The sequence below is a fragment of the Stenotrophomonas sp. K-6 genome (assembly GCF_056861555.1).
On the sequence record NZ_JBSPUC010000001.1, the window covers coordinates 991,418 to 1,007,106 of the forward strand.

Here is a 15,689-nt window from a genome sequence, read left to right on the forward strand (position 1 = left end):
AGAACAAAACTCGTACCAAAATTACTGAAGCCGTTCAGGTGCCGGCGAGGATACATCCATCTCGCGGAACAGTATGTCGAATTCCGTCAACGGAAAGTGATACTCCTGCCCGCAGAATTCGCAGCGCACCTCGACCGCGCCGGTCGGCTCGGCGGCCGCCCGCGCTTCGTCTTCGCCCAGCGACTGCAGCATGCCCTGGACGCGCTCGCGCGAACACGAGCATGCAAAGCGCAGCGCCTTGTCGCCCAGCAGTTCCGGGTGCTCCTCATGGAACAGGCGATGCAGCAGGTCATGACCGGGCACGTCCAGCAGTTCCTGCTTGCCCAGGGTCTCGAACAACGCGCTGGCACGCGACCAGCCATCCTGGTCGCCTTCATCGCCCGGCAGCTTCTGCAGCAACAGGCCTGCAGCGCGGGTGCCATCGGCGGCCAGCAGCAGTCGGGTCGGCAGCTGCTCGGACTGGCGGAAGTAGTCTTCGAAGGCCTCGTCCAGGCCAGCGGCACTCAGCCCGACCAGGCTCTGGTAACGCTGTGGTTCGCGCGGGTCCAGGCCGGGGTTCTCGATGGTGATCGCCAGCAGCGCATCGTCACCCAGCGCGGTCAGATCGCGCGGGGCATCGCCACCGCCATCAGCCAGCTGGACGATGCCGCGCAGGGTGCCGGCTGCCGTGCACTCGGCGAACAGGGTGCGCAGCGCGGTGTTGCTGCGCAGCTGGATGGACAGACGGCCATCGACCTTGGTGTGGCCGGTGAACAGCGCCGAGGCAACGCTCGCTTCGCCGAGCAGTTCGGCTGCCCCCGGCGGGTAGGCGGCGTGGGACAGGATCTCCTGCCAGGTCGCATCGAGGTGCACGTGCACGCCGCGGACGCCGGCATCGGGGAGCAGGAAACGGGCAAGGGTGTCGGTCTGGGCGGTCATCGGTTCGGTGGCTGCGCGAAAGGAGTGCCGGTTGCCGGATAATGCGCCGACAACCGTGCAAGTAAAGGATGCACCAGTAATGGGGGCAGAGCGCAGCAACCTCAAGGTCGAGCCGGACCTGGAACCGTCACCGCCGCGCCGCTGGTGCTGGAAACGCCTGATGTGGCTGCCGGTGCTGTTCGTCGGCATCAGCGTGCTGCAGGTACTGGCCCTGCGCTTCATCGACCCGCCCGTGTCCAGCGTGATGGTGTGGCGCTACGGCGAGGCCCTGGGGCAGGGCGACTGGGGCTATCGTCTGCATTACCAGTGGCGTGACCTGGACCAGATGGCACCGAGCCTGCCCATTTCGCTGGTGGCCGCCGAGGATCAGCGCTTCCCGGAGCACAATGGCTTCGACCTGCAGGCGATTGAAAAGGCGCGCGATCACAACGCGCGCGGTGGCCGCCTGCGCGGAGCCAGCACGATCAGCCAGCAGGTCGCCAAGAACCTGTTCCTGTGGCAGGGCCGCAGTTGGATCCGGAAAGGGCTGGAAGTCTGGTACACGGTGCTGATCGAAGCGCTATGGCCCAAGTCGCGGATCCTGGAGATGTACGCCAACATCGCCGAGTTCGGGGACGGCATCTATGGCGCACAGGCGGCGTCACGGCAGTACTGGAACAAGGACGCCTCGCGGCTGAGCCCGGCCGAAAGCGCCCGGTTGGCCGCGGTGCTGCCATCGCCGCGCCGCTACAACGCCGCCAAGCCGGGGCCCTATGTCCAGCGCCGTGCGGCGTGGATCCAGCGGCAGGCGCGCCAGCTGGGCGGGGGCGCATACCTCGATCAGGACTGAGCATTCATGCACGTGATTGGCTGACGCTACAATCGCGGCATGAACGCCCAACGCCTGACCGTCGTGGTTGCTGCCCACAATGAAGCCTTGGCCCTGCCGATGCTGCATTCACGTCTGCGCACGGTGCTCGACAGCCTGGACGGTCTCGATGCGCGGGTGCTGTACGTGGACGATGGCAGTGCCGACACGACCTGGGACGTGATGCAGGCGTTGGCGGACGCGGACGCCCGTGTCGGCGTGCTGCGGCTGTCGCGCAACTTCGGCAAGGAGGCGGCGCTGACCGCGGGGCTGGATTTTGTCGACAACGGCGCGGTGATGATTCTCGACGCCGATGGGCAGGACCCGCCGGAGCTGATTCCGGAGTTTGTCGCGCTCTGGCAGCAGGGCTATGACAACGTGTATGGCACGCGCCTGAAACGCGATGGCGAGAGCTGGTTCAAACGGTCCACCGCGAAGGCGTTCTATCGGGTGATAGGTCGGTTGTCCAACACGCCGATTCCCGCCGATACCGGGGATTTCCGCCTGCTTTCCCCGCGTGCGCTGCAGGCTCTCGGCCAGCTGCGTGAACGTCACCGGTTCATGAAAGGGCTGTTCGGCTGGGTGGGCTTCCGCCGCAAGGCGCTGCCCTATCATCGCCACGCGCGGCTGGTGGGCGAGAGCAAGTTCAGCGTCTGGCGGCTGTGGAATTTCGCGCTGGAAGGCATCACCGGATTTTCGACCGCCCCGCTGCGTGCGACTACCTACCTGGGCTTGGCTGCAGCGAGCTTCGCGTTCCTGTTCGCGCTGGTGGTCGTCCTCAAGGCCGCCCTGTACGGCGACCGCGTCGCGGGCTGGCCGACCATGATGGCGGTGATTCTGTTCCTGGGCGGCATACAGCTGATCGCACTGGGGCTGATCGGTGAATACCTCGGCCGCCTCTATGAGGAATCCAAACAGCGCCCGCTGTATCTGGTTGACACCTGGCAGGCGCCGTTCGTGGCAGACTCGGCCGTGCATCCCACCGGTGGAGAGCAGCGAGATGACCACGGTACGACAGCTGTTGGAAGGCAAGTCCCCTGAGGTATTCGCCGTAGCGCCGACGTCGGCGGTGATCGACGCCATCCGGCTGATGGCCGAAAAAGGCATCGGTGCGGTCTTGGTGATGGAAGGCCGGCAACTGGTCGGCATCCTCTCCGAGCGCGATTACGCGCGCAAGATCGTCCTGCATGAGCGCTCGTCACGCACCACCGAAGTGCGCGAGATCATGACCCCCAAGGTAGTGACGGTGGCGCCCGGCGAGCAGGTGGAACACTGCCTGCAACTGGTCACCGATTACCGCATCCGGCATCTGCCGGTGGTCGACGGCACGGGCGTGCTCGGCGTCATCTCGATCGGCGATCTGGTGAAATCGGTGATCGACGAACAGGCGCAGAAACTCGATCAGCTGCAGCAGTACATCGTCGCCGGTTGAGCGGTGGTCGATGGTGCCCGGACTGTCGGCCACCGGCCGGCATCCGGCCATGACCGGGGTTACTTACTTGGCGTAACGGCCACCGCAGTTGCTGTCTTCGCCCGGGCCGGTCTCGATCGTCGCCAGCAGGGCAGCCGGCGGGGCGATGCTGCCCAATGCCAGCGCGATCGCTCCGCGGATGCCCAGCGCCTTGAAGTCCGGGCGGAACGAAGGATCCTTGAAGGTGCCGCCAATGCGCAGCGGCGAGCGGAGCGCCAGGATGCTCATGTCCTTAGGACGTGGCCGCAGCAGCAGGTCCAGTTGTTCCTGCTTCAGATCCACCTTGCCTTCGCCGAGGATCAGAGTGTCGGTGGTATCGAAGGCGAGCGAACGCGACTGCATCACGCCGTTGTCCACCGCGAAATCGCCCCACGCACAGCGCAGCGGAATCTGCTTGTCGCCAGTGAACAGGAACTTTACCGACTCGGCCACATCCAGTCCGGCCAGTTCCATGATCAGATTGCCGACATGGCCGCGGCCGATGCCCAGGGCTACCGCGCCGTCTGAACTGCCCAGCATCGCTGCCACCGAATTGCCCTGGCCGGTCAGGTTGATATCACCGCTGATGCCGCCCGAGGCCTGCTCTGCCAGCTTCGCATCCGGGAACAGCTTGCCCAGCTGCACCTTGCGGATGGTGGCCTGGAGCTGCGTGGAGATCGCTTGTTTACGCGCGTCCATCCGGATCGTGCTGCGGATATCGCCACCGGCCACACCGAAGTTCAGCGGCTCCAACCGCAGAAGGCCATCATTGAGCTTGAGGTGGGCATCCATGTCATCCAGCGGCAAGGTCGGCGAATTGATCCGCTGCGCCTTCCAGCGCACATCGGCATCCATCGCCCGCAGCTTGGACAGATCGTACGGCGTCTCCGGCAGCACCTTGGCACTGGCCGCCAATGCAGCGGCCTTGGCCTTCTGTTCGGCATTGGCCGACTCCCCGGCACCGGTCTTTGGCGGCGCACCGATGAACCCGGCCAGATCATCGAAGTCCAACCGTTTGGACACCAAGTCCGCCTTCAGGAACGGCCGTTCACCGCTTACATCGATCTGCGCGGTACCACCCAGGTCGCTGTCACCGGCGGTACCGGTGAAATTCTCATAGCGCCAGACAGCATTGTCGCGCTTGAGCCGCCCCTTGAGCCTGTACGGCGGCGTGGAGGGCATGGCGACCCCGATCAGCGGGTATAGATCCTCCATGTCCTGCCCACTCAACATCAATTCCAGATCGAACACGCGCAGCTGGAACGGATTGGTCAACGTGCCACTGGCGATCGCGTGCGTGCTGCCGGCCCGCCCGTCCAGATGGATCCGGAACGGATGACCGGTATTGGTCAGCTCCAACGGCGACTCGGTATTGCCCTCCAGCGAGAACGGATTGCCCTGCCAGCGGCCCTTGCCCTTGACCAGCAGCGGCGGACCACTGTCTTTGTCGCGTGGCTTGCCACTGTCGAGCGATACCAGCACATCCGTCTTCCCCGCCGCATCGCGGAACTGCAGCCGCCCATCATCGACCAGCAACCGTTGCAGCACCGGCGGATCGCCGTCGCTGGGCCCCAGGAAATCCCAATTGCCCGGTTGATCCTTCTCCGGCGCCGTCTCCAGCAGCACATCCGGGCGGACCAAGCGGATTTCCGGAATGCGTACTTGCCCACGCAGCAACGGCCACACCCGCAGATCGATCTCCGCCCGATCGGCCGTCGCCATCTGCGGCTGCCTGGCCCAGGTTGCATTGGCAAAGGTCAGCCCATCACCGCGCACCGTCGTGACCCGGCCCAGATCGACATCCAGATCCCCATGGATATGGAACTCACGCCCGGTCTTGGCCTGAACCGCGCGTTCCACCGGGCCCTTGAACCAGTTCCAATCCCACAACGCGATCAGAATCAGCAGTGCAGCAAACAGAAACACCAGGATCGCCAACCACCGCTGCCCCCGCTTGCCAGGACGACGCCAGCGCCAGCGGGAACGAGACGGAGCATCGGAAGGAACAGGGGAGGGCACAGTATTCACCTCCCCATGGTTGCCCTTGCATCGTGCAGGCAGCGCGAAGCATTGGTAAGGGTACTGTCAGGGTGAGGCGTGCCGATACTCAGCGTCGCCGCTGGCGACGACCACGCCAGGCCCAGTACGGCGGCCATGCTTGGCACCGGTCCAACCAGGGTTTTGACCTTCTCAGGCCACCAGCCAACGGTGAGCGGGGCGGTGCGGGTGGGTTGGCGGGACCATGAGCGCCATGGATGGCGCGACATGAGCCCCCAGGGATGGGTTCACGGCGTGTCCCGCCAACCCACCCGTGCCGACCCCGCCTGGCGCATTCCTGACGCCCGAGTCGCTCTTGGTCTCGCTCTTGCTGTTGCTGTTGCTAGGGCTAGTGCTAGTGCTAGTGCTAGTGCTCTCGCTGGTCCGGGTGCCGTCGCACTTGCCTGGCAGAAAAACAGCAATCAGAGAATCTGCGCCGTCACCGCAACGAAGTGGCACACACTCCCGCCGATCACGAACAGATGCCAGATCGCATGCGAATACGGCACCGACTCCCGGTGATAGAACACCGTCCCCAACGTATAGAACACACCGCCGGCCAACAGCCAGCCCAGGGTCCACGCATCCAGCGAATGCCACATCGGCTTGATCGCCACCATCACCATCCAGCCCATCGCGATATAGATGATCGTCGACAACAGCTTGAAGCGGCCCGTATAGAACAGCTTGAACACCACGCCGAACAGCGCCAGCGCCCAGATCGCCGTGAACATGCCCCAGCCCCACGGGCCGCCGCGCAGCCCGATCAGCGTGAACGGCGTATACGTCCCGGCGATCAACAGATAGATCGCGCAGTGATCGAATACCTTCAGCCGGCCCTTCGCGACCGGATGCTGGATCGCGTGATACAGCGTGGAGGCCGTATACAACAGCAGCAACGCCACCCCGAACACGATCGCGCTGGCCAGCTGCCAGCCGTCGCCATAGATGGCAGCCAGGGTGATCAGTACCGCACTGCCAGCCAGTGCGGCAACGGCGCCAAGCCCGTGGGTCAAGGCGCTGGCGATTTCTTCTCGAACGGAAACGACAGAGGTCATGGCGATGATCGGATGTGCGGGGAGGGGGAGCCCGCTCCCCCCTATCATCGCCGCGATGGCCCGCGCATGCACGCGCGCCTGTTCAGCCGACAGATCGGCTGAGCGATCAGCTGACCGATCAGCTGACCGAGACGCTGTGCGCTGCCTCGCGCGTGGCAGCGAAGCGCACATCCGGCGCGCGCTCCTGCGCCAGCTGCAGGTTGACCCGCGTCGGTGCCAGATACACGAGCTGGCCGGCGGCATCGATGCTCAGGTTGCCGGCGTTCTTCTCGCGGAACTCCTCCAGCTTCTTTTCGTTGCTGCAGGTGACCCAGCGCGCCGTGGTCACACTGACCGGCTCGAACGTGGCTTCCACCCCGTACTCGTCCTTCAGACGGTACGCCGCCACATCGAACTGCAGCACGCCCACCGCGCCAAGGATCAGGTCGTTGCTCATCAACGGGCGGAAGAACTGCGTCGCGCCCTCTTCGGACAACTGCGCCAGGCCCTTCTGCAGCTGCTTGAGCTTGAGCGGATCGCGCAGGCGCGCGCGGCGGAACAGTTCCGGCGCGAAATTCGGGATGCCGGTGAAGCTGACGGCTTCGCCTTCGGTGAACGTGTCACCGATGGAGATCGTGCCGTGGTTGTGGATGCCGATCACATCGCCCGGCCACGCCTCGGCGGCGATCTCGCGGTCGCTGGCCATGAAGGTCAGCGCATTGGCCAGCTTCATTTCCTTGCCGGTACGGACATGGAAGGTCTTCATGCCGGCCACGAAACGGCCTGAGCACACCCGCATGAACGCCACGCGGTCACGGTGCTGCGGGTCCATGTTGGCCTGGATCTTGAACACGAAACCGGTCAGCTTGTTTTCCTGCGGTGCGATGACGCGGCCGGTGGTGGCGCGCGGCTGCGGGGACGGGGCATGCTCGACGAAGAAATCCAGCAGCGGCTGCACGCCGAAGTTGTTCACGCCCGAGCCGAAGAACACCGGCGTCTGCTTGCCCGCCCGATAGGCCTCCACGTCGAACGGATGGCTGGCGCCCTGCACCAGTTCCAGCTCGTCACGCAGGTCGGCCAGCATGCGCTCGCCGATCTTCTCGGCCAGCCCCGGCGAATCGATCGACGGGAAGATCGTCGAGTCCTGGCGGGTGAAGTTGCGGCCCTGCTCGTACAAGTGCACCTCACCGCTGATCAGATGCACCACGCCCTTCAGGCGCTGGCCCATGCCGATCGGCCAGGTGACCGGCGCGCACTGGATCCCCAGCACGCTTTCCACTTCATCCAGCAGATCGATGGGCTCCTTGCCCTCGCGATCGAGCTTGTTGATGAAGGTCATGATCGGGGTGTCGCGCAGGCGGCAGACTTCCATCAGTTTGATGGTGCGCTCTTCCACGCCCTTTGCCACGTCGATCACCATCAGTGCCGAGTCCACCGCGGTGAGCACGCGGTAGGTGTCCTCGCCGAAGTCGGCGTGGCCGGGGGTGTCGAGCAGATTGACGATCTTGCCTTCGTACGGGAACTGCATCACCGAGGAGGTGACCGAGATCCCGCGCTCCTTTTCCAGCGCCATCCAGTCGGAGGTGGCATGGCGCGCGGCCTTGCGGCCCTTGACCGAACCGGCCATCTGGATCGCACCGCCGAACAGCAGCAGTTTTTCGGTCAGCGTGGTCTTGCCGGCGTCAGGATGGGAAATGATGGCGAAGGTGCGGCGGCGCGCAGCTTCGGTAGCGACTTCGGACATGGCGTGACGCGCCCGCCCGGGGCGCTTTTCATGGAGATAAGCCGCTCAGTATAGCGGGGCGGGCGGCCGGGGTCAGGGCAGGGCGGATGGGCCGGCCTCGTCGAGGGGCCGGGCGAAGCGCAGCTCGCCTTGCGGGGTCACGATGCGTACCGGAATCGAGCGCAGCCGCATGCCCGCATTGACCTGCACCGCGAAGTGCAGATGCGGAGCCGCGCTGTAGCCGGTATTGCCCGACAGCCCGATGCGCTGCGCGGCCTGCACCTGCTCGCCGGGGCGCACCAGCACGCCGTTGTGCTGGAGGTGGGCGTACACCGCCATGCTGCCGTCCTCATGCAGCACCCGCACCAGGTTGGCCCGGCCCAGATCATGGCCCCGGTCCAGCCCATTGCCCCGATAACCGTCCAGGACCTGCATGACGGTGCCTGCCCGCGCCGCGAGCACGGGGGTGCCCTCAGGCAGGGCGAAGTCGATGGCCTCGCGGTTTTCCGGGTCGCTGTGGCTGAAATGGCCCTGCGGCGCCTGGCCAACCTGGATGCGGGCGGCATCGAACGGTAGCTGGTAGGCCACATCCTGGGGCCGCGCGGCGGGGTCGCCCGGCACGGCGGTCAGATCCAGCCGGATCGCGGTTGAACCGGTGGGCGGCTGAAGGCGGGTCATTACCACGCTGGCAGATCCGGCGATCACCGTCTGCATGGGCAAGCCCGGGAGGGCCGGGGTGCCTGCGGCCGGCTGCAGTGCGACCTGGATCGGGCCGGCCACGCGGTTGTCCACGCGCGCCTGCCAGCGCTCGCCAGCCGCTTCCAGGGTCAGCACGGCCAAGGCCGGTACATCCGTGGCAAGGCCGTCGCGGGGTGACGAAGCGGGTGCTGGCCGGTCGAGGTGCCATCCCGTCCGCCAGTTCACCCCAGGGCCGGCCCAGGCGTTCGGTACCGTCATCATCATCAGCGTCAGGGTAGTGAAACGTAGGCAGCGCAAGGCGTCGGCCGGGCAGGGAGGACGCTGGAGTATGCGCGACTGATGATCATCTGGAATATATATCGCTTCATGCCGATGAAGGGATTGACATGGGCCGAAAGCACTGGCATCGTGGCTCCACCATCGAGACCGGCAGAGGGACAGGCCCTTTGAAGCCGGGGCAGCCCGCAGACGCGAAAGCGACCTGCGTAGGTGCCAAATCCTGCGGAGACCGTTGGTGTCTTCCGAAAGATGGTTCGAACCGTGCACCGTGCGTGCGCTTCGAACGCGAGCTCCGCGAAAGCTCGATGGCCGTTTTCCTACTTTGGATACCGCCATGCGCTTCGCCACCGCCGCCCCTGTCGCCACCGACTCCTTCGCCCCGCTCAGCGTCCCCGTCGACGCCGGGCTGAACGCCGTGCGCGGCGATATCGCGGCGGTGCTGTCGATGCGTCACGGTGGACCGCGACCGGTGCGCCTGCGCTACGAAATCGTCGGCCGCGCCGATGCGCCGGTGGTCGTGCTGGCCGGCGGCATCTCTGCGCATCGCCATGTCGCGGCCAATGCCGAGTTTCCGGAAAAGGGCTGGGCTGAAGGCCTGGTCGCCGCAGGCCGCGCGCTGGATCCGGCCTCGCTGCGCATCCTGGCGTTCGATTTCATCGGGGCCGATGGTGCGCTGGATGTGCCGATCGATACCGCCGACCAGGCCGATGCCCTGGCTGTGCTGCTGGACCATCTCGGCATCGCCCGCCTGGAGTCCTTCGTTGGGTACTCCTACGGCGCGCTGGTCGGCCAGCAGTTTGCGATCCGCCACCGCCAGCGCGTGCAGAAGCTGATCGCGGTGAGTGGTGCGCATCGGCCGCACCCGTATGCCGCAGCCTGGCGTGCGCTGCAGCGCCGCGCGGTCGCGCTGGGGCAGTTGCAGTGCGCCGAAAGCCACGGGCTGTCGCTGGCGCGTCAGTTCGCCATGCTCAGCTACCGCACGCCGGAAGAGTTCGGTGAGCGCTTCGATGCCGCGCCGGAAGTAGTCAATGGCCGCGTGCGCGTTGCCGCCGAAGATTATCTGGATGCGGCCGGTGCGCAGTACGTTGCCCGCACGCCGGTCGATGCCTATCTGCGCCTGTCCGAATCGATCGACCTGCATCGCGTCGACCCGGCCGCCATCCAGGTGCCGACCGTCGTGGTCGCCGTGGAAGGCGATCGCCTGGTCCCGCTGGCCGACTGCGTCGGCCTGGTCGAAGGGCTTGGCCCGCGCGGCAGCCTGCGCGTGCTGCGCTCGCCGTATGGCCACGACGCCTTCCTGAAAGAAACCGATCGCATCGACGCGATCCTCGCCACCGCTTTTCGTTCCCCCGGAGAAACCGCATGAGCCGTTCCGCTGGTACCGAGCCGTCCTGTAGCCGCGTCACCGCCGCCGTGCGTGCCGGCATCGACCGTGACACCGCCCACGGTGCGGTGACCCCGCCGATCGTGCTGTCTTCCAACTTCAGCTTCGATGGCTTCGGCAACAAGCGCCAGTACGACTACACGCGCAGCGGCAACCCGACCCGCGATCTGCTGGGTGAGGCGCTGGCCGAACTGGAAGGCGGCGCCGGTGGCGTGATCACCTCCACCGGCATGGGCGCGATCAACCTGGTGCTCAACGCGCTGCTGCAGCCCGGCGATACGCTGGTGGTGCCGCACGATGCATACGGCGGCAGCTGGCGCCTGTTCAATGCGCTGGCCAGGAAGGGCCACTTCGGCCTGATCACCGCCGACCTGACCGATCCGCGTTCGCTGGCCGATGCGCTGGCGCAGTCGCCGACGCTGGTGCTGATCGAAACCCCGTCCAACCCGCTGCTGCGCATCACCGACCTGCGCTTCGTCATCGATGCCGCGCACAAGGCCGGTGCCAAGGTAGTCGTCGACAACACCTTCCTCTCGCCGGCGCTGCAGCAGCCGATCAGCTTCGGTGCCGATCTGGTGCTGCACTCCACCACCAAGTACATCAACGGCCACAGCGATGTGGTCGGCGGTGCGGTGATCGCGCGCGATCCGGCGGTGCACGAACAGCTGGTGTGGTGGGCCAACGCGCTGGGCCTGACCGGCTCGCCGTTCGATGCGTTCCTGACATTGCGTGGCCTGCGTACGCTGGGTGCGCGCCTGCGCGCGCATCAGGAAAATACGGCGGCCGTCGTGGATCTGCTGGCCGCCAGCGATGCGGTCGCCAGCGTGTACTACCCGGGGTTGGCCGATCATCCTGGCCACGCCATCGCAGCCCGTCAGCAGAGCGGCTTCGGCGCTATGCTGTCCTTCGAACTGGCCTCGTGCCCGGGCGAGGATCCGCATGCGGCAGTGCGCGCCTTCGTGGATGGCCTGCGCTGCTTCACCCTGGCCGAATCGCTGGGCGGGGTGGAGAGTCTGATCGCGCATCCGGCGACCATGACCCACGCGGCCATGACCCCGGAAGCGCGTGCGCACGCGGGCATCAGCGAAGGGCTGCTGCGCCTGTCGGTCGGCATTGAATCGCCGGAAGACCTGGTGGCCGATCTGCAGGCCGGGCTGGAACGCGCGCAGGTGGTGATCGATCAGCACCGCGACGTGCAGCGGCGTAAACAGGTGGATGCATGAGCGCCGTGCTGAACCTGCCGCTGGCAGCACAGCGTCGTCTGGCGCTGCTTGGTACCGGCACGGTCGGCACCGCCTTCGTGCAGCGCTATGCCGCGCTGCAGGATCGCGGCGTCACGCTGCCCTCGTTCTCGTGGCTGGCCAACTCGCGCACGGCGCGCGCCTGCGAACAGACCCCCGCGGATGAGCTTGCACAGGCCAACCTGGCCGCGCGCGGTGCGGCCGCGCTGCAGCCGTGGGCGGAAGCCGAAGGCCTGCAGCGCGGCGATGTGGTGGTCGACGCGACCGCCAGTGACGAGGTCGCCAACTGGCACGAACAGTGGCTGGCGCGGGGCGTGCACGTGGTGACCGCCAACAAGCTCGGGCAGGGCGCGCAGCTGGCCCGTGCCCAAGCCATCGCCGACAGTGGACAGCAGGGTGCTGCGCATTACGGCGACAGCGCAACGGTGGGTGCAGGCCTGCCGCTGCTGAGCAGCCTGCGCGCGCTGGTCGCTGGCGGCGACCGCATCCATCGCGTGGAGGGCGTGTTGTCCGGTTCGCTGGCGTGGCTGTTCCATCACTACGATGGCCAGCGACCGTTTTCGGCGTGGGTGCGTGATGCAGCCGAGGCCGGCTACACCGAGCCGGACCCGCGCGTGGATCTGTCCGGCGAGGATGTCCGTCGCAAGCTGTTGATCCTGGCGCGCGCCAGCGGCATTGCGTTGCGTGCCGAGCAGGTGCAGGTCGCCTCACTGGTGCCGGATGCACTCGTTGGGCCGTCGTCGGCGGATGCGTTGGCGCAGCTGACGCTGCTGGATGCACCGCTGCAGCAGTATTGGCAGCAGGCCAACGACCAAGGTGGGTGCCTGCGCTTCGTCGGTGGCTTCGATCACCACGGTGCCTCGGTGGGGCTGCGTGTCCTGCCGTGCGACCATCCGCTGGCCGGTGGCGCGCAGACCGACAACCGCGTCGCGATCCACAGCGACCGGTATCACGCCCAGCCGCTGCTGATCCAGGGGCCGGGCGCCGGGGCGGAGGTTACCGCCGCCGCGTTGCTTGACGACGTGCTGGCGATCGTGCGGCGCTGATTGCCGCGCGATCCCACCCAGGCGCACGGTAGCGCCAGGGTGGGCTGGCTGCATCGGCGGACAATGGTGAGGACGGCGGCTGCCACGCATGGCGTGGCACTACCGGGGTGGTGGGCAGGTCAGTCGTGTTGTGAGATTGCCTTCAGCAGTGCCGCATTGAATCGCGCAGGGTCCTGCACCTGCGGCGAGTGGCCCAGATCCTCGAAGCTCACCAGCGTGGCGCCGGGAATCGCCGCGGCCGCCGCTTTGCCCAGCGCAGGGTAGTTGCCCAGTGTCGACTTGAGTGCCGGCGGTGCCAGGTCACGGCCGATCGCCGTGCGGTCGGTCTGGCCGATGAACAGCGTGGTCGGCACGGCCAGCTTCGGCAACTCATAAACGACCGGCTGGTTGAACACCATGTCCGAGGTCAGCGCCTGGCTCCACGCCACCGCCTGTTTGCCGGGGCCTTCGTACATGCGCGACTGCATGCGCACCCACTGCTCGTACTCGGGCTTCCACTGGCCGTTGTAATACACGTCGAGCTGGTACTTCTTGATGCTGTCGAAGCTGGTCTTCAGCTCGCCCGTATACCAAGCGTCGATGCTGCGCCATGGCACGCCCTTGGCCTTCCAGTCTTCCAGTCCGATCGGGTTGACCAGCGAGAGACTGAGGGTGCGCCGTGGGTACATCAGCGCGAAGCGGGCCGCGAGCATGCCTCCCATCGAATGGCCGACGATGTGCAGCTTGCCTTCGCCGTAGCCCAGATGCTCCAGCAGCGCTTCGGTATTGGCAGCCAACTGACCGAACGAGTACTGGTAGCGCTCGGGCTTGCTCGATTTGCAGAAGCCGATCTGATCCGGCGCGATCACCCGGTAGCTGGCCGCGCTCAGTGCCGCGATGGTGTCCTTCCAGGTGGCCGCACAGAAATTCTTGCCATGCAGCAGCACGACCGTCCCGGCGAAGCCTTTGCCACCGGCGGGCACGTCGATATAGGCCATCTCCAGCGGCTGGCGCTGGGACTCGAACCGGAAGATCTTCACTGGGTACGGATAGTCGAAGCCTTCCAGCCGCGGGCCGTAAGTCTCAGCGGCGAGGGTGGTCAGCGGCAGGCAGGCAAGCAGGGCGGCGGCCAGGATGCGCATGGCAGTCTCCATCGGGGGGGAGTCCTGACTGTACCGGAGCGGCCGTGCAGGCGTACCGACGATGCCACCGGGAGCAGCCGACCAGCGGTCGGCTCTACCGCCGGGGACGGCCGATCAGCACTCGATGACGTTGACCGCCAGCCCGCCGCGGCTGGTTTCCTTGTACTTGTCCTGCATGTCGCGGCCGGTGTCGCGCATGGTCTTGATGACCTTGTCCAGCGAGACCTTGTGCTTGCCGTCGCCGCGCATGGCCATGCGTGAGGCATTGATCGCCTTGACCGCGCCCATCGCATTGCGCTCGATGCAGGGAATCTGCACCAGCCCGCCGATCGGGTCGCAGGTCAGGCCGAGGTTGTGTTCCATACCGATTTCAGCGGCATTCTCGATCTGGCTCGGGTTGCCGCCCAGCGCGGCGACCAGGCCGCCGGCCGCCATCGAGCAGGCCACGCCCACTTCGCCCTGGCAGCCGACTTCGGCGCCGGAGATCGAGGCGTTTTCCTTGTACAGGATGCCGATCGCCGCCGAGGTCAGCAGGAAATCGAACACGCGCTGTTCATTGGCGCCGGGGCAGAAACGGTCGAAGTAATGCAGCACCGCCGGCAGTACGCCGGCTGCGCCGTTGGTCGGTGCGGTCACCACGCGGCCACCGGCGGCGTTTTCTTCGTTCACGGCCAGCGCGTACAGGTTGACCCAGTCCAACGTGGTCAGTGGGTCGCGCATCGCCGCTTCCGGCTTGGAGGACAGTTCGCGGTACAGCGCCGGGGCGCGGCGCGAGACATGCAGGCCGCCGGGCAGGGTGCCTTCCTGGCGAATGCCGCGCTCCACGCAGGCCTGCATGGCGCTCCAGATCTCGCGCAGGTTGTCGCGGATCTCCTCTTCGGTGCGCCAGCACTTCTCGTTCTCGAACATCATCTGGGCGATGCTCAGGCCGCTGCGCGCGGTCTGCGCGAGCAGCTCGTCGCCGCTCTTGAACGGGTAGGGCAGCGGGGTTTCATCGGGCACGATGCGGTCATCGGCCGCGTCGTCCTGGTTGACCACGAAACCGCCGCCGACGGAGTAGTAATCGCGCGTGGCGATCACCTGCTCGTCCGCACCGTAAGCCGTGAAGCGCATGCCGTTGGTGTGGTACGGCAGCTTCTGGCGCTTGTTCAGGCCCAGGTCGCGCTTCTCGTCGAAGGCGATCTCGTGCTGGCCCATCAGGCGGATGCGCTTGCTGCTGCGGATCCGCTCGAGCGTCTCGGGGATGATGTCCGGATCGATCAGGTTCGGGCGCTGGCCTTCCAGCCCGAGCAGCACGGCCTTGTCGGTGCCATGGCCACGGCCGGTCAGGGCGAGCGAGCCGTAGACGTCGGCGCGGATGCGCACCACGTCCTGCAGATGGCCGGGATCGAGGAGCCAGCGGTGCACGAAACGTTCGGCAGCCTTCATCGGTCCCACGGTGTGCGAAGAACTCGGGCCAATGCCGATCTTGAAAACGTCGAACGTGCTGACAGCCATGATTGCCAAACTGCGGGTATCGGATGGAGCGCTATTCTATGCGCTTCGTGCCGCCGGCTCTGGCTGCGGCGCAACATTTCCCAAGGCGGGTGGGCCGGTGTTTACCTTGTACCAGCGTGATGACTGCCAGTTGTGCGACCAGGCCCTGGCGGTGCTGGCCCAGGCCCGGGTGGCCGATCTGGACAGTGTGTTCATCGATGACGACACCGCGCTGGAGGCCCGCTACGGGCTGCGGGTGCCGGTGCTGCGCGATGCGCAGGGACGGGAGCTGGACTGGCCGTTCGACGTGGCCGGACTGCGGGCCTGGATCGGCTGACACCCAGCGCCGCTTGGCATTGCTGGATGTGGTAGTGGCGGGCGCGGGGCCGGGCGCCGGGGGTGGCTAAACGCGCGCGGGGCCGGGCCCCCGC

At 66.4% G+C, this 15,689-nt stretch carries 14 protein-coding genes and 1 riboswitch; of the genes, 7 read left to right on the forward strand and 7 right to left on the reverse strand.

Translation table 11 applies throughout. The annotated features are described in order from the left end of the window. Positions 1 to 21: 21 nt before the first annotated feature. Positions 22 to 918 (reverse strand): Hsp33 family molecular chaperone HslO, encoded by an 897-nt coding sequence (gene hslO / locus AC13F7_RS04400; protein ID WP_346473074.1) that lies wholly within the window; start codon positions 916 to 918, stop codon positions 22 to 24. A gap of 79 nt (positions 919 to 997) precedes the next feature. Here hslO and mtgA point away from each other — a divergent pair, with 79 nt between their 5' ends. Genes mtgA through AC13F7_RS04415 form a run of 3 tightly spaced genes read left to right on the forward strand, consistent with a single transcriptional unit; the run spans position 998 to position 3,197 of the window. Further along, positions 998 to 1,747, forward strand: a complete 750-nt coding sequence (gene mtgA, locus AC13F7_RS04405) for a monofunctional biosynthetic peptidoglycan transglycosylase (protein ID WP_482999360.1) — start codon at positions 998 to 1,000, stop codon at positions 1,745 to 1,747. Between the two features lie 39 nt (positions 1,748 to 1,786). Continuing rightward, positions 1,787 to 2,806: a glycosyltransferase family 2 protein gene (locus AC13F7_RS04410; RefSeq protein WP_481469689.1), complete on the forward strand. Its 1,020-nt coding sequence runs from the start codon at positions 1,787 to 1,789 to the stop codon at positions 2,804 to 2,806. Next, positions 2,766 to 3,197 (forward strand): CBS domain-containing protein, encoded by a 432-nt coding sequence (locus AC13F7_RS04415; protein WP_123730455.1) that lies wholly within the window; start codon positions 2,766 to 2,768, stop codon positions 3,195 to 3,197. Before AC13F7_RS04410 ends, AC13F7_RS04415 begins: the two co-directional genes overlap by 41 nt. Before the next feature lie 63 nt (positions 3,198 to 3,260). Here the strand turns inward: AC13F7_RS04415 and AC13F7_RS04420 are convergent, their stop codons facing one another. The 4 genes from AC13F7_RS04420 to AC13F7_RS04435 all read right to left on the reverse strand — a co-directional run bounded on the left by AC13F7_RS04420 (position 3,261) and on the right by AC13F7_RS04435 (position 8,975). After that, positions 3,261 to 5,243: an AsmA family protein gene (locus AC13F7_RS04420; RefSeq protein ID WP_482999361.1), complete on the reverse strand. Its 1,983-nt coding sequence runs from the start codon at positions 5,241 to 5,243 to the stop codon at positions 3,261 to 3,263. A 431-nt stretch (positions 5,244 to 5,674) separates the two neighbouring features. Continuing rightward, positions 5,675 to 6,310, reverse strand: a complete 636-nt coding sequence (trhA, locus tag AC13F7_RS04425) for a PAQR family membrane homeostasis protein TrhA (RefSeq protein WP_088432947.1) — start codon at positions 6,308 to 6,310, stop codon at positions 5,675 to 5,677. A gap of 118 nt (positions 6,311 to 6,428) precedes the next feature. Continuing rightward, positions 6,429 to 8,033 (reverse strand): peptide chain release factor 3, encoded by a 1,605-nt coding sequence (locus AC13F7_RS04430; protein ID WP_482999362.1) that lies wholly within the window; start codon positions 8,031 to 8,033, stop codon positions 6,429 to 6,431. A 72-nt stretch (positions 8,034 to 8,105) separates the two neighbouring features. Further along, a complete protein-coding gene (locus AC13F7_RS04435; protein ID WP_482999494.1) occupies positions 8,106 to 8,975 on the reverse strand; it encodes a M23 family metallopeptidase in 870 nt (289 codons plus the stop codon). A gap of 150 nt (positions 8,976 to 9,125) precedes the next feature. Next, positions 9,126 to 9,246: riboswitch (SAM riboswitch) on the forward strand. Between the two features lie 78 nt (positions 9,247 to 9,324). Here AC13F7_RS04435 and metX point away from each other — a divergent pair. From metX to AC13F7_RS04450, 3 genes are read left to right on the forward strand one after another with little or no spacing between them, the layout of a single operon-like run. Continuing rightward, positions 9,325 to 10,356 carry a homoserine O-succinyltransferase MetX gene (gene metX / locus AC13F7_RS04440; RefSeq protein ID WP_481469685.1) on the forward strand — a complete coding sequence of 344 codons (1,032 nt, stop codon included), beginning with the start codon at positions 9,325 to 9,327 and terminating at the stop codon, positions 10,354 to 10,356. Then, positions 10,353 to 11,597, forward strand: coding sequence for an O-succinylhomoserine (thiol)-lyase (locus tag AC13F7_RS04445; RefSeq protein WP_482999363.1), 1,245 nt, complete (start codon positions 10,353 to 10,355; stop codon positions 11,595 to 11,597). The genes metX and AC13F7_RS04445 overlap by 4 nt, the downstream gene beginning before the upstream one ends. Further along, entirely contained in the window at positions 11,594 to 12,661 is a 1,068-nt protein-coding gene (locus AC13F7_RS04450) for a homoserine dehydrogenase family protein (RefSeq protein WP_482999364.1), read from the forward strand. The genes AC13F7_RS04445 and AC13F7_RS04450 overlap by 4 nt, the downstream gene beginning before the upstream one ends. Before the next feature lie 119 nt (positions 12,662 to 12,780). Here the strand turns inward: AC13F7_RS04450 and AC13F7_RS04455 are convergent, their stop codons facing one another. Continuing rightward, a complete protein-coding gene (locus AC13F7_RS04455; RefSeq protein WP_482999365.1) occupies positions 12,781 to 13,782 on the reverse strand; it encodes an alpha/beta fold hydrolase in 1,002 nt (333 codons plus the stop codon). A 114-nt stretch (positions 13,783 to 13,896) separates the two neighbouring features. Then, positions 13,897 to 15,279, reverse strand: coding sequence for an L-serine ammonia-lyase (locus AC13F7_RS04460; RefSeq protein ID WP_346473083.1), 1,383 nt, complete (start codon positions 15,277 to 15,279; stop codon positions 13,897 to 13,899). 97 nt (positions 15,280 to 15,376) lie between these two features. Here AC13F7_RS04460 and AC13F7_RS04465 point away from each other — a divergent pair, with 97 nt between their 5' ends. Continuing rightward, on the forward strand, positions 15,377 to 15,595 hold the full coding sequence (locus AC13F7_RS04465; protein WP_123730461.1) for a glutaredoxin family protein: 219 nt from the start codon (positions 15,377 to 15,379) through the stop codon (positions 15,593 to 15,595). Positions 15,596 to 15,689: the final 94 nt, after the last annotated feature.

Coding starts and splice junctions, on each gene's coding strand:
- hslO (WP_346473074.1), bottom strand. CDS start 918: ATGACCGCCCAGACCGACACCCTTGCCCGTTTCCTGCTCCCCGATGCC.
- mtgA (WP_482999360.1), top strand. CDS start 998: ATGGGGGCAGAGCGCAGCAACCTCAAGGTCGAGCCGGACCTGGAACCG.
- AC13F7_RS04410 (WP_481469689.1), top strand. CDS start 1,787: ATGAACGCCCAACGCCTGACCGTCGTGGTTGCTGCCCACAATGAAGCC.
- AC13F7_RS04415 (WP_123730455.1), top strand. CDS start 2,766: ATGACCACGGTACGACAGCTGTTGGAAGGCAAGTCCCCTGAGGTATTC.
- trhA (WP_088432947.1), bottom strand. CDS start 6,310: ATGACCTCTGTCGTTTCCGTTCGAGAAGAAATCGCCAGCGCCTTGACC.
- AC13F7_RS04430 (WP_482999362.1), bottom strand. CDS start 8,033: ATGTCCGAAGTCGCTACCGAAGCTGCGCGCCGCCGCACCTTCGCCATC.
- AC13F7_RS04435 (WP_482999494.1), bottom strand. CDS start 8,975: ATGATGATGACGGTACCGAACGCCTGGGCCGGCCCTGGGGTGAACTGG.
- metX (WP_481469685.1), top strand. CDS start 9,325: ATGCGCTTCGCCACCGCCGCCCCTGTCGCCACCGACTCCTTCGCCCCG.
- AC13F7_RS04445 (WP_482999363.1), top strand. CDS start 10,353: ATGAGCCGTTCCGCTGGTACCGAGCCGTCCTGTAGCCGCGTCACCGCC.
- AC13F7_RS04450 (WP_482999364.1), top strand. CDS start 11,594: ATGAGCGCCGTGCTGAACCTGCCGCTGGCAGCACAGCGTCGTCTGGCG.
- AC13F7_RS04455 (WP_482999365.1), bottom strand. CDS start 13,782: ATGCGCATCCTGGCCGCCGCCCTGCTTGCCTGCCTGCCGCTGACCACC.
- AC13F7_RS04460 (WP_346473083.1), bottom strand. CDS start 15,279: ATGGCTGTCAGCACGTTCGACGTTTTCAAGATCGGCATTGGCCCGAGT.